A 13,722-nucleotide genomic window follows, 5' to 3' on the forward strand; every position below is an offset into this window, starting at 1 on the left:
ACTCTGAATGCTGTTTGCAATTATCTTTGGTGGCCTGATCGGTTATGCCTTTGGCCGTTTTCCGGGATTTCTGGTGGGGGCTGCCATCGGTGCCTTCCTGTTCCAGCGCATGAAAAAGCGCCTGATCGGCAAGCTTCAGAACCTTCAGTCCGGCTTTATCGAATCCATGTTCGCGGTGATGGGCGCCCTGTGCAAGGCCGATGGCGTGGTCACCCGGGATGAAATCCGCATGGCCGAGACCATGTTCGCCCGGTTCCGTCTCAACGAAGCCCAGAGAGCCGTGGCAAAGGAAGCCTTTAACCGGGGCAAGTCGGAGGATTTCGACCTGGATGCCGAGCTGGACCGGTTCCTGCGCAGCACCGGCCGGCAGCCCGCCTTCCTGCAGATGTTTCTGCAGGTTCAGGTTTCTGCCGTGGCCGCCGATGGCGTGGTGCACCCGGCCGAACACGAAATGCTGGTACACATTGCCCGCAAACTGGGCTTGCCGGAAAGCCAGGTAGACCAGCTGGAAGCCATGTTGCGGGGCGCCCATGCCGGCCAGGCGGGCGGTGCGTCCAACTATTCCACAAGCCAGCAGCTGGACGATGCCTATAAGGTGCTGGGGGTGTCACCTTCGGTGTCGGACGCCGAACTGAAACGAGCCTACCGCAAGCTGATGAGCGAAAACCATCCGGACAAACTGGCCGGCCGGGGCATGCCGGAAAGCATGCGGGAAATGGCAGAAGAGCGTACCCGGGAGATCAGCCACGCCTACGATGTGGTCAAGGCGGCCCGCAGCCGGAACGGCTAATACCCGAAATGACATATCGTCACATTTGAAGGTGCGGTATGGTTCAGGGCAAACAACAAGCCCGGAGTGAACCATGCCCCACACGTCTTCTTCCCCTTTCCACTGTTTTCGCGATGATGCGATGGGCGAGTCCGATGCCACGGAGCTTGCCGCCCGCATCCGCAGCGGCGAAGTTTCAGCGGAAGACGTAGCCCGGGCAGCGGTACAAAGGGCAAGGCTGGCACAGCCCGTTCTGAACGGTGTGGTGGCAGAGAACTATGAGCAGGCCCTGAAGCAGGCCGCCAGCCTGCCCGACCCGGACGCCCCCTTCGCCGGCGTGCCCACGTTTATCAAAGACAATACCGATATCGTCGGCCTACCCACCGGCCATGGCTCTGCCGCGGTGCCTGCCAATGTTGCCAGGGCCACAGGCGCCTTCGCCCGGCAGATGCTGGCCCAGGGTTACCTGAACCTGGGCAAAAGCACCCTGCCGGAGTTCGGCTTTAACGCCACCACGGAACCGGCCCACGCCGAGCCTACCCGCAACCCCTGGAATCCGGCCTATTCCTCCGGCGCATCGTCCGGTGGTGCTGCGGCCCTGGTGGCAGCCGGGGTGGTACCGGTGGCCCACGCCAACGACGGCGGCGGCTCCATTCGCATTCCGGCGGCCTGTTGTGGACTGGTCGGTTTGAAACCCACCCGGGGCCGGGTGGTGGATAACGATGCCGCCAGGGATCTTCCGGTCAACATCGTCAGTGATGGCGTGGTTACCCGCTCGGTTCGGGACACCGCAGGTTTCCTGGCCCATGCCGAAGACTACTTCCGCAATCGCAAGTTGCAGGAAATCGGCCATGTGCACGGGCCCTCCGGCCGGCAACTGCGCATTGGCCTGGTACTGGATTCCGTGAATGGCCACCCGACGGACCCGGTTACCCGAAGCACGGTGGAGAACACCGCCCGCCTGCTGGAAAAGCTTGGGCATGTGGTCGAACCCATGGCGGTACCCATCAATAAATCCTTCCCACAGGACTTTGCCTTGTACTGGGCCATGCTGGCTTTCGGCGTAAAAGCCCGGGGCCACAAGCTGATGCACCCGGATTTCGACAAGCGTAAAACCGATGGCCTCACCAATGGCCTGGATGCCATGTTCCGGAAGCATTTCTGGCGTCTGCCTGCGGTTATCTGGCGCCTGAAGCGTTCATGGAACGACTACGCCCAACACATGACCAACTACGATGCGGTACTGACACCGGTGCTGGGCCAGACCACCCCACCACTGGGCCATCTGAGCCCCACGGTGCCGTTTGACCTGCTGTTCGAGCGGCTGAACAGCTATGTAAACTTCACCCCGCTGGCCAACGCCACAGGCGCCCCGGCGATCTCGGTACCCATGGCACTGACCGAACACAACCTGCCGGTTTCGGTGCAGTTCATGGCCCGCCACGGGGATGAACGCACCCTGCTTGAACTTGCCTACCTGCTGGAAGCGGAGCAACCGTGGCCACAGATTACGCGGTTCTCGGCAACAGCCTATGACAACGCAGTTGCCGAAATGCTCTGACACTTGTGCGGGTCTGAAGCCACACGGTTCCGGCCCAGATTCTTGGCCTGGTACAGGGCATCATCCGCGCAGGTAAAGATTTCCTTGGTGGCGTCGGCCCGCGCTGGCGTGGCACTGCATACGCCAATGCTGACCGTTACCCGCAGAACTTCGCCGGATACCCGGAACCCGGTTGCTTCGATTTCATTCCGTATGCGCTCGGCCACCCGGAGGGCGCCCTCCTCCGGCGTATCCGGCAGCAGCACCACAAACTCTTCGCCACCGTAGCGGGCCGCCATATCCTGGGGACGGGTAATGTGCCGGCCAATGCACTCGGCGACCATCCGCAGGCAGTCGTCCCCCACCAGGTGGCCGTAGGTGTCGTTGAAAGACTTGAAGTGGTCAATATCCACCACCAGCAGAGACAACGGCTGCTGGAAACGATAGGCCCGCACCACATCCTGCTGGAAGACTTCATCAAAGTGGCCGCGATTCTTCAGGCCGGTCAGCGGATCCCTGGCGTTCAGCTCCAGCAACTTCAGGTTAACGGCCTCAAGGTCACGGGTGCGCTCCTGCACCCGCTGTTCCAGCATGGTGTTGGCTTCCTGCTGGACGCGCAATGAGTCTTCCTGGGCCATGCGGGCTTTTCGCTCCTCGGCCAGCAGGCGCTGCTGCGCGGCGAACGCCCGTTTCTTTTCCCGGTTGATGCGGTCAGCCAGCGCAACAGACAGCAGGATAACCCCCAGGGCCGAACCCACCTGGGTGGCGTTTTCAGTGATCAGGTTACGGGGCAGTACGGTGAATTTACTGAGCGCCAGAACAATGCCGCCGAACAGCATGAACACCCAGGCCACGGTGTAATAACGCGCGGCTGGATCGCGCTTTATCCAGCGCACCACACTGAGCATCAGCATGGTGGAACACCCCACAAAGGCCGCCAGGATGGTAGGCAGTATCATGTGCTCGTAAGGCACAAACAACCCGGCCAGCGCCAGCAGGCCGGCGGTCATAACCATGGCCATGGTCCAGCGGTTCAGGTAAGGGTGGTTTTGCCGGGTCACGCTGATAAAGCGGATGCTGAACACCCCGCCAAACAACACCACCAGGTTGAGGAACACGATGATGGACTGGTCGTTCCACCAGGTGGCCTCCGGCCAAAGGTACTGGAACGCCACCCCGTGCAGGCTGGCGAGGAACAACGGCATACTGCTTATGTAGCCCACATAATAGAGGAAACTGCGCTCCCGGACCGCCATGTACACAAACAGGTTGTACAGGATCATCACCAGGACAATGCCGTAATAGACCCCTTCGAACATGCTGCGGGACTGCTCTGCCGCGTAGAAGGCCTCCTGGTCCCAGAGGGTCAGGGGCACCTGCATGGAGCTGGTAGTTTCAACTCTCAGGTAAAGGGTTTCCGTGGTATCCGGCGCTATGGCGATAGGCACCACAAAATTCCGATGGTGAATGGGGCGCTCGTGGAAAGGTTGTTTGTCGCCCAGAACAAGTGGCTGTGGCGGGCTGGCACCAGACGAACGATACAGCTCGATACGATCAAGCACCGGATAGCTGATTTCCAGGAAGGTCAGGGCTTCAGCCGCCCGGGCATTTCGTAAACTGACGCGGAACCAGTAAACATCGCCGCCATAACCCAAGCTGACACTGTCACTGCCGTTCTGTTGCCACTCCGCCTCCGGCAACGCCTGCACCTGGGAAAACGAGCTAGGGCTGGATTCAACACGGTAATCCACGAACCGGGACAACTCCAGCCGCTCGGACTGCTCGTTCCAAACGGCGGTCTCCGCCTGGACCAACGCAGGCAGTAACAGGCCGGTGATGAACGCAAGGACAAGACAGAATCTGGGCACGGGAAGCCTCGATAACGAGCTTTATTATTAGGTTATAAGCTTATTTTCGAGTATGCACCAAAGGGTTCTGTGTTTCCGCCGATCCCAACCAATCGAAGCAAAACGATATAAAAAGATACACAAATCACATCAAAGAGTGACAGGCAGGGGCGTTTAGCCGGCACCCGGCGACGGAAAGATGGACAGAACATCCATGAAACTCTGCTCCGGCGGAGCTTTCAGAGCCAGCTCCTCGCCGGTTACCGGATGCGTTAACACCAACTCTGTCGCTGCCAGCATCAACCTCCCCTGCCCGAAGCGCTCGGCAAAATACCGGTTATGCCGGCCGCGGCCGTGGTTGGCATCGCCAATGATAGGATGGTTAATGTGCTTCATATGGCGCCGCAACTGGTGTTTGCGCCCGGTTTTCGGATACAGCTCCACCAGGCTGTAGCGGCTGGTGGGATAACCTTCAATTTCCACCGGGATTTCGGTGGTCGCCAGCCGGCGATAATGCGTAAGCGCTTCCCTTACCGGCTGCTCGGTTCCGCGCAAACGCCGGTCTTCCGGCTCGTCCTTCAGCGGGTGATCAATGGTGCCGGATTCCGGCGTCCAGCCCCGAACTACCGCGAGGTAGGTTTTGCTCACCTCGCCCGCCATCATGGCCTGGCCGACTGTCCTGGCGGTGTCCGGGTCCCGGGCAAACAGCAACACACCGGAGGTGGGCCGGTCCAGCCGGTGCACCGGGTACACGTGCTCGCCGCCGTTCAGGGCCCGGGCGTACTGCAGGGCAAACTCGGTTTCATGCTTGTCAATCGGGCTGCGGTGTACCAGCAGGCCGGCGGGTTTGTGGACTGCCAGCAGCCACGGGTCCCGGTAGATTTCCATAAGCGGATTGTTCTGGTAATCCATCACTGCCTCCGGCCAATCAGTGCCCGGAACCGCTCACCGGCCTTGTCGCCCAGCACCAGCAAGGCCGGTGTCAGCAGCAGGGTCAGGAAGGTGGCAAAGGCCAGGCCACCGGCAATGGCGCTGGACAGCTGGGTCCACCATTGGGTAGACGGTGCACCCAACCCCAGTGACGGAGACAAAAGATCTACGTTAATGCCCAGCACCATAGGCATCAGCCCCAGTATGGTGGTAATCGCGGTAAGCAACACCGGCCGGAAACGCAGACAACCGGTTTCCAGCGCCGCATCATAGGCGGCTTTGCCTTCCTGTTTCATCTGGTTGTAGGTATCAATCAGAATGATGTTGTTGTTCACCACAATGCCGGCCAGGGCAATAATGCCCATGCCCACCATCACCACGCCAAAGGGCTGGCCATTGAACAGCAGCCCCAGCAACACGCCGGCGGTGGACAGCACAATGGCCGACAGAATCAGGAAGGTCTGGTACAGGGAGTTGAACTGGGTTACCAGGATCAGCAGCATCAGCCCCACCGCCACCAGGAAGGCTGCCACCAGGAAGTTTGCGGCCTGTTGCTGGTCTTCGTTTTCACCGGCAAAGCGCACGGTGACGCCTTCCGGCGGCTCCGGCATCTCTGCCTGCAAGGTGCGCAGCAGTTCATCCATCCTCTGCCCGGGCGCCACATCGGATTTGATGGTAACGGTACGCTGGCCGTCTACCCGCACAATGGTTCCGGTCTTGTCGCCCGGCTCCAGGGTCACAAATTCGGACAGCGCCACCTGGCCCCTCGGCGTGTTGATGGTCTGGCGTTGCAGCTGCTCCAGCTCACGCCAGTTGTTGGGCACCCGCACGGCAATGTCCACTTCGTCCCGTACGTCTTCAGGCCGGTAGGTGGCCAGTATCAGGCCGTTGGTTACCAGACGCACGGCGCTGCCAATACTCAACACATCGGTACCAAAGCGGGCGGCGGCCTCCCGGTCTACCTTCAGGCGCCACTCAATGCCGGGCAGGCTGCGGTCGTCTTCAATGTCGACAAAGCCACCCTGGGCGCGCATTTGCTGTTGTATCTGGTCCACATAGCCGTCCAGGTCGCCGCTGTTCATGCTGCTGACCAATAACTCCACCGGCTTGCCCTCAGCGGGGCCGCCTTCCTGTTTGCGGAATTCCAGCTCTACCCCGGGAATGTCTGCGGTACGTTCACGGAAATCCTCCAGGATCTCGGTGGCAGTCCGGCGGGTGAACCAGTCATTGAACTGGAACTGCAGCACACCGACAACATCCGGTGCCATCTGGGTACTGGTCGACAGCATGGAGCGGGCGTACAGCGCTTTCACCTCCGGCATATTCTGCAGGCGTTGTTCTACCTCCCGCACAATGGCATCCCGCTCCCGGATGGAAAGGTCGCCCCGGGCACGCACCTGCACCTGGGCGGAATCCGGTTCAACACCGGGAAAGAACTCCACCCCGTGATTGAAGCGGCCGTAGGCGGCGTAGATCAGGATTATCAGCACCAGGGAACCAAGCAGGGTCAGCCCCGGACGCTTGAGCAGGGTCGCCAGTACCTTGCGGTAGCCCTGAACAAACCGGCTTTCTTCCGGATCATGGTGCGAGCGCTTGCCACCACTGACGCCCCCAAGCACCGGCAGGAACACCAGTGCCATGGCCAGGGACGCAATCAGGCAGATCAGCACTGTCATGGGCAGGAATTTCATGAACTCCCCCACCACCCCGGGCCAGAACAGCAGCGGCACAAACACCGCCAGGGTGGTGGCGGTGGAAGCAATCACCGGCCAGGCCATGCGGGACGCGGCTTCTACCCAGGCTTGCTTGACCGTCTGGCCATCGCTGAGGTTTCGATCCGCCAGTTCCGACACCACAATGGCGCCGTCTACCAGCATGCCGGCCACCAGGATCAGGCTGAACAGCACGACAATGTTGAGGGTGAGGCCCATGCCCCAGATCACCAGGATGCCGGTCAGGAAGGCACCGGGAATGGTCAGGCCGACCAGCAGAGCCGAACGGGGACCCATGGCGGCGATGACCACGATAATCACCAGCACAATGGCGGTCAGTACGTTGTTGAGCAGGTCCGACAGGATGTCCCGCACTTCCTCGGACTGATCCATGATGTAGCGGATTTCCAGCGTCTCCGGCAGCCGCGGGCGGGCGTCAGCAATCAGGGTGCGAATCTGCTCGATGGTTTCGATGATGTTGGCCCCGGAGCGCTTGGATACCTCCAGCACCAGCGCCGGCTCGCCGTTAATCCGGGCAAAGCCGGTGGGGTCCTTGAAAGTGCGCTGGAGCATGGCAATATCGCCGAAAGTCACCACGGTATCGCCGTCCACCTTCACGGGCATGGACATCACATCTTCAATGTTCTCGATGACCCCGGGTACTTTCAGGGCCATGCGGCCATTGCCGGTATCCAGCGAGCCGGCCGCCACCAGCTGATTGTTGCGGGTAACCAGTTGCGCCAGCTGGTCGAAATCGATGCCGTAGCTTTCCAGCACCTGGGCATCCACCACGATTTCCAGCAGGTCTTCCCGGTCGCCGCCTATTTCCACTTCCAGCACATCGGGAATGGCTTCAATGGCATCCTGCAGGCGGCGGGCAATGGTGATCAGTTCCCGTTCAGACAAGGGTCCTGACAAGCCGATGGACAGCACCGGAAACAGGGACACGTTGATTTCATGCACCCGGGGCTCGTCTGCCTCCTGGGGCAGTTTGGAGCGGGCGGTGTCCACTTTCTCGCGCACATCCTGCAGGGCTTTGTCCGGGTCGAAACCGGCATCAAACTCCAGCATCACCGAGGCATGGCCTTCGGCGGAGGTGCTGCGCATTTCCTTGATGCCTTCGAGCGCCCTCAGCTCCTGTTCCATGGGGCGCACTAACAGGCGCTCCGCATCCTCGGGGCTGATGCCATCCAGGGTCATGGACACATAGATCATGGGAATGGTGACGTCCGGGTTCGATTCCTTGGGGATCGCCTGGTACGCCGCCATGCCGCCAAGAAGCAGGAACAGGAAGGTCAGCAGCGTGGTGCGGCTGCGGTCCATGGCCGCAGAGATCAGTGCTCTCATGGTGGTCAGCCCCGCTGGTCTGAGCGGTCGACCGGCTGCACGGCCTCACCCTCGGCCACAAACCCGCCACCCCGGGTAATCAGCCGGATCTGATCCGGCAGGCCGGACACCCAGGCGCCATCGGTGGCTACGTTGAGCAGTTTGACGGTCTGGAACATCACCCGGTCCTGCCCGTTGACGTACTTCACACCGGGCCGGCCGTCGTCGTCCAGCGTCAGGTAGGCCGGTGAAATGAACTGTGCCTTCTGCTCCGGCAAGCGGATGTTCAGGGTAGCTGTGCCGCCCGCCGCCCTCAGTAAATCCGGGTTCTCCACCAGGATTTCCACCGCAAAGCTGCGGGTTTCCGGGGATGCCGCACTGGCGACAAAGCTGACCACACCCGCCATGGCGGTGCCATCCAAGAGCTTGATCTCCACCGCCTGCCCGGGCTCAACCGCAGACACCGACTGCTGGGGAATCTGCCCGGTGGCTTTCAGGCGATCAATCTGCACCAGCTCGAACAGGGGCGTGCCCACCTGCACCAATGTACCGGGGTCTACTTCCCGACGATTCACTACCGCGTCAAAGGGAGCGGACGGTTTGAGATGTTGCAACGCCAGTTCCGCCACCGTCCGTTCAGCCCTGGCGGCGGCCAGTTCACTCTGCAACCGCAACACTTCGGTTTCGGAAGCCAGGTTATTCGAACGCAACCGGCGCGCACCGGCCAGGTCGGCTTCCAGCTTGCGAATATTGGCTCTCCAGCGCTCAACCACGGCATCCCGGCCATCGGTAGACAACGTCAGCAACGGCTCTCCGGCTTTTACCTGGTCCCCCAGCTGCACGTGCAACTGCTCTACCGTTCCGGCCACCCGGGCACCTACCATCACCGACTGCCAGGGCTGCAGCTGGCCCTGCAGTTTCAGTACCGGCCGGTAGTTGGTGGCTTCCAGCATTTCCACCTCTACCCGGGTGGGCTGGCGCTGCTCCTGCCCGGGTTCGGCCGGGGCATCATCACTGGCCACTTTGAGCTCACCCGTAGCCATCCAGGTCACCAGAAGAACAACAACCAGAAGAGATAAACCGAGGGATCCGAGTTTTGCTTTTGTCATGAAATGCTCATCACTTCCGTATTTGAGGCAATAAAAGGGTTGCAACCGCTTTAAAACGTGGGTTAGATTCTACACACATTGTTTTTACGAATTCAGAGCAGATTGCCGATTTTATGAATCTCAACGCAGTGATTGTCCTTGTAAAGCTAGTCCTGGTGGTCGTGGTACCGTCCGGGGGCTTTTGCGTGGACAAGCGGGTGAGATAGCGACAACCTGACTCAAACACCAGAAACCCCCGGCACCGAAAGGTCCCGGGGGTTTCTTTTTTGCGGCAAAGAAAAAGGGAAAAACGACCATGAACGGCGCACAGCACATTCTTGAAGCGTTCCACCGCCATAACATCAACACCGTTTTCGGCTATCCGGGCGGCTGCATCATGCCGCTATACGATGCCCTGGTGGACGATGTCGGTGTGGAACACGTGCTGTGCCGCCACGAACAGGCCTGCGCCCTGGCTGCGGACGGCTATGCCCGTGCCAGTGGCGAGATTGGCGTGTGCATCGCCACCTCCGGCCCCGGTGCCACCAACCTGATCACCGGCGTTGCCAATGCCTATATGGACTCCATCCCCATGCTGGTGATCACCGGGCAGGTAGCCACCAGCATGATCGGCACCGATGCCTTCCAGGAAACCGACATTCTGGGCATGACTCTGGGCATCGTTAAGCACAGCTACCTGGTGGACGATGCCGAAGCACTGCCGGTGATCATCGAAGAAGCCGTCCAGCTGGCCCAAAGCGGCCGCCCGGGGCCGGTGTGGATTGATATTCCCAAAGACGTCCTGCTGACGGAAGTGGCGACTGCCTCACCGGCCACTGCGCCCACACCGGACGCCCACTGCCCGGACATCACCCGCGCCCTGGCCATGCTGCGCTCGGCACGGCGCCCCCTGCTCTACAGTGGCGGCGGCGTTTCCCTGGCCCAGGCCGAAGACAGCTTCCGCGCCTTTGCCGAAACCTCCGGCCTGCCGGGCGTTGTTACCCTTAAAGGCATCGGCAACGCTGGTAAGCACAATCCCCATAACCTGGGCATGTTAGGCATGCACGGCTCCCGCGCCGCCAACAAGGCAGTCGACGAATGCGACCTGCTGTTCGTAGTCGGCGCCCGCCTTGACGACCGCGCCACCGGCAAACTGGACGGTTTCGCCCCCAACGCGAAAATGATCCACATCGATGCCGATGCCGCCGAGATCAATAAACTCCGGGAGGCCGACCTGGCGCTGCGCGGCGACCTGAACGCCATTCTGGTGGCATTCATTGCCGCTCTGGAAAGCGAGTCGCTGGCCATCGCCGACTGGCAAAAGCAATGCCAGACCTGGCACACCACCGGTGGTTTCAAGGCCGCGGATAACGAAGAGCCCATGGCCCCCATCACCGGCCCGGCCTTCATCCGCCAGCTGTCCCGCACCGCCCCGGATGACACGGTCATCGCCTGTGACGTAGGCCAGCACCAGATGTGGGTTGCCCAGCATTACGAGTTTGACCACCCCCGCCGACACCTCACCAGCGGCGGCCTGGGCACCATGGGCTTCGGCCTGCCGGCGGCCATCGGCGCGCAGTTTGCCGACCGAAACAGCACCGTCATCAACGTAACCGGCGATGGCTCGTTCATGATGAACGCCCAGGAACTGGCAACCATCCGCCGGTACAAGTTGCCCCTGAAGCTGATCATCCTCGACAACCAGTGTCTGGGCATGGTGCGCCAGCAGCAAGAGCTGTTCTACAACAACCGGGAAAGCCACATAAACCTGGACGACAACCCGGATTTCGTGGCCATGGCCCGCGCCTTCGATATCCCGGCCCTGCACATAGACCGCACCGACCAGATCCGCCGGGGCATAGAAACCATCCTGGCCTACGACGGCCCGATGCTGCTGCACGTGGCCATCAGCCGTGAAGAAAACGTATGGCCGATTGTTAAACCCGGCGGCAGCAACCGTGACATGATCGACGAAACCAAGCGCACCAGCACTGCAAACAAGGAGAACGTAGCATGAACCCGCAATCCCAAACGGCTATGCCAAGCTACACGTTAAACTGCCGCATGAATCAGGAAGCGGCTGCACTGGAGCGCCTGTGCCAGGTGGTTCGGGTTCGGGGTTTCCGGATTTCGCGCATGTCTATGGAGGCCGCCGATGACCACCTAAATATCGCCCTGACCCTTTCGGGTAGCCGGCCTATCGGTATGTTACGTTCGCAGCTGGAGAAGCTGCATACGGTTGTTGATGTGGCCCTTCAGGAACAGGCGGCTTCGGTTCGTTCCGTTTCGGCCTGAGGGTCTGCTGGGGCTCCTAGACTTCCGGTTGTGGGGGCGGGCTTGCGGTGTGGCTGTTGGATTTTTTTTGGAAAAACAACTCGCTTCGCTCAGACATCTTTTTCCGGCAAAAAATCCAACAGCCACACCGCGCCGACGGGCATTGGCGGGTTCACGGGAAAACTTTGTGGACCTGTGTTGTCACGCCTACCGACGAGCATTTCTGGTATAGGCTGCTTTTTGCCTGCGGCGCTTTTTTAACAGGGTTGCACTTTGGGGCTTTGTGGGTTTTGCTGGTGAGAGACTGATTTCGTTAACGAGTTTTGATTGGGAGGTTTTGTTATGACCACGGATAAACGACGTCGTTATTCCGCTCCGGTGGTGGATGGTATTAACAAGTCTGCCAGTCGCGCGATGTTGCGGGCGGTGGGGTTTCAGGATGAGGACTTTCGGAAGCCGCAGGTGGGTATTGCCTCTACCTGGAGTAATCTGACGCCCTGCAATATGCACATTGACGGTCTGGCCCGGGAAGCAGCCAAGGGGGCAGATGCAGCGGGCGGCAAGAGTCTGATTTTCAATACCATCACGATTTCAGACGGCATTGCCAACGGTACCGAGGGCATGAAGTATTCCCTGGTGTCGCGGGAGGTGATTGCGGATTCGATTGAGACGGTGGCCGGCTGTGAGGGTTTTGACGGACTGGTGGCGATTGGAGGCTGTGACAAGAACATGCCGGGCTGCATGATGGGGCTGGCGCGGCTTAACAGGCCGTCGGTGTTTGTGTATGGCGGGACCATCATGCCCGGTGAGAATCACACCGACATCATTTCGGTGTTCGAAGCGGTGGGTGCCCATGCCCGCGGCAATATGGACCTGATTGAGGTGAAGCAGATCGAGGAAACCGCCATTCCGGGGCCGGGTTCCTGTGGTGGCATGTACACCGCCAACACCATGGCCTCGGCTATCGAAGCCATGGGCATGAGCCTGCCGGGCAGTTCGGCGCAGAATGCGGTGTCTGACACCAAGCTGGCCGATTGTGAGGCTGCCGGTGCGGCCGTGCTGAAGCTATTGGAGGCAGATATCAAGCCTTCCGACATCATGACCCGCGAGGCGTTCGAGAACGCGATTACCGTGGTGATCACCCTGGGCGGCTCTACCAATGCGGTGCTGCACTTGCTGGCCATGGCCAGTACCGCCGGCGTTGAGCTGTCGCTGGAGGATTTCGTGCGCATTGGCAAAAAGGTGCCGGTACTGGCCGACCTGCGCCCGTCCGGTCACTACATGATGTCGGAGCTGGTTGCCATCGGCGGTATTCAGCCGTTGATGAAGATGCTACTGGACCGCGGCTTGTTGCACGGAGACTGCCTGACTGTCACCGGCAAAACCCTGGCTGAAAACCTCGAGACCGTAACCCCTTACCCGGAAGACCAGCAGATCATCCGGGCCTTTGAAAACCCCATCAAAGCCGACAGCCATTTACGTATCCTGTTCGGCAACCTGGCGCCGGAAGGCTCGGTGGCCAAAATCACCGGCAAGGAAGGCACCCACTTCTCCGGCCGCGCGCGGGTGTTCCATTCCGAAGAAGAAGCCCAGGAGCGCATTCTCGACGGCACCGTAGTGGCCGGCGATGTGCTGGTCATTCGCTACGAAGGCCCCAAAGGCGGCCCAGGCATGCGGGAGATGCTCAGCCCCACCTCCGCCATCATGGGCAAGGGTTTGGGCAGCGACGTCGCCCTGATCACCGATGGCCGTTTCTCCGGCGGCAGCCACGGCTTCGTGGTCGGCCACATTACCCCGGAAGCCGCGGTGGGCGGCCCGATTGCCCTGGTGGAAGACGGCGATACCATCACCATCGATGCGGTCAACAACTCGATCCTGCTGGAGATTTCTGACGAAGAAATGACCCAGCGGCAAAAAGCCTGGACCCCGCCCGAGCCAAGATTTACCCGGGGCGTGTTGGCAAAATATGCGCGCACCGTGAGTTCGGCTTCTACGGGGGCTGTTACTGACCTACCTTGAGCTGGGTTGAGCTTGGGTTCCTAGCCTGTTGGTTGTGGGGGCGGGTACGCGGGGTGTGGGGTATTTTTCTTCGGGGAAAAACAACTCGCTTCGCTCAGACATCTTTTTCCCTGTCAGAAAAATACCCCACACCCCCCTACCGACGGGCCTAGAGGGAATAGGAAAGTTTAAAGACAAAGCGAAAGATACAGGCAAAGGCAAAGGCAAAGGCAAAGGC

9 protein-coding genes are annotated in these 13,722 nt (G+C 60.4%); 5 read left to right on the forward strand and 4 right to left on the reverse strand.

The features are described from left to right. The first annotated feature begins 7 nt into the window (after nt 1-7). Together djlA and LWH94_RS10820 are read left to right on the forward strand one after the other, a co-directional pair. Nucleotides 8-790, forward strand: a complete 783-nt coding sequence (gene djlA, locus LWH94_RS10815; protein ID WP_022989418.1) for a co-chaperone DjlA — start codon at nt 8-10, stop codon at nt 788-790. 73 nt (nt 791-863) lie between these two features. Then, nucleotides 864-2,330: an amidase gene (locus LWH94_RS10820; RefSeq protein WP_232902216.1), complete on the forward strand. Its 1,467-nt coding sequence runs from the start codon at nt 864-866 to the stop codon at nt 2,328-2,330. Here LWH94_RS10820 and LWH94_RS10825 read toward each other — a convergent pair. From LWH94_RS10825 to LWH94_RS10840, 4 genes are all read right to left on the reverse strand, one after another. Further along, nucleotides 2,300-4,177, reverse strand: coding sequence for a sensor domain-containing diguanylate cyclase (locus LWH94_RS10825; protein ID WP_232902217.1), 1,878 nt, complete (start codon nt 4,175-4,177; stop codon nt 2,300-2,302). The two genes, LWH94_RS10820 and LWH94_RS10825, sit on opposite strands and share 31 nt — an antisense overlap. Nucleotides 4,178-4,330: 153 nt before the next feature. Continuing rightward, complete coding sequence (locus LWH94_RS10830; protein WP_232902218.1) at nt 4,331-5,068, reverse strand: pseudouridine synthase; 738 nt, start codon at nt 5,066-5,068, stop codon at nt 4,331-4,333. Continuing rightward, a complete protein-coding gene (locus LWH94_RS10835; protein WP_232902219.1) occupies nt 5,068-8,145 on the reverse strand; it encodes an efflux RND transporter permease subunit in 3,078 nt (1,025 codons plus the stop codon). Before LWH94_RS10835 ends, LWH94_RS10830 begins: the two co-directional genes overlap by 1 nt. Before the next feature lie 5 nt (nt 8,146-8,150). Further along, on the reverse strand, nt 8,151-9,233 hold the full coding sequence (locus LWH94_RS10840) for an efflux RND transporter periplasmic adaptor subunit (protein WP_232902220.1): 1,083 nt from the start codon (nt 9,231-9,233) through the stop codon (nt 8,151-8,153). Nucleotides 9,234-9,528: 295 nt separating this feature from the next. On the opposite strand from LWH94_RS10840, the gene ilvG reads away from it, so the two are divergent. From ilvG to ilvD, 3 genes are all read left to right on the forward strand, one after another. Next, nucleotides 9,529-11,229, forward strand: a complete 1,701-nt coding sequence (ilvG, locus tag LWH94_RS10845) for an acetolactate synthase 2 catalytic subunit (RefSeq protein ID WP_232902221.1) — start codon at nt 9,529-9,531, stop codon at nt 11,227-11,229. Further along, nucleotides 11,226-11,507, forward strand: coding sequence for an ACT domain-containing protein (locus tag LWH94_RS10850; protein ID WP_232902222.1), 282 nt, complete (start codon nt 11,226-11,228; stop codon nt 11,505-11,507). The genes ilvG and LWH94_RS10850 overlap by 4 nt, the downstream gene beginning before the upstream one ends. Before the next feature lie 321 nt (nt 11,508-11,828). Continuing rightward, complete coding sequence (ilvD, locus tag LWH94_RS10855; protein WP_232902223.1) at nt 11,829-13,505, forward strand: dihydroxy-acid dehydratase; 1,677 nt, start codon at nt 11,829-11,831, stop codon at nt 13,503-13,505. Nucleotides 13,506-13,722 lie beyond the last annotated feature (217 nt).

It is taken from the genome of Marinobacter sp. G11 (assembly GCF_021282325.1).
Taxonomy (GTDB): Bacteria; Pseudomonadota; Gammaproteobacteria; order Pseudomonadales; family Oleiphilaceae; genus Marinobacter; species Marinobacter vinifirmus.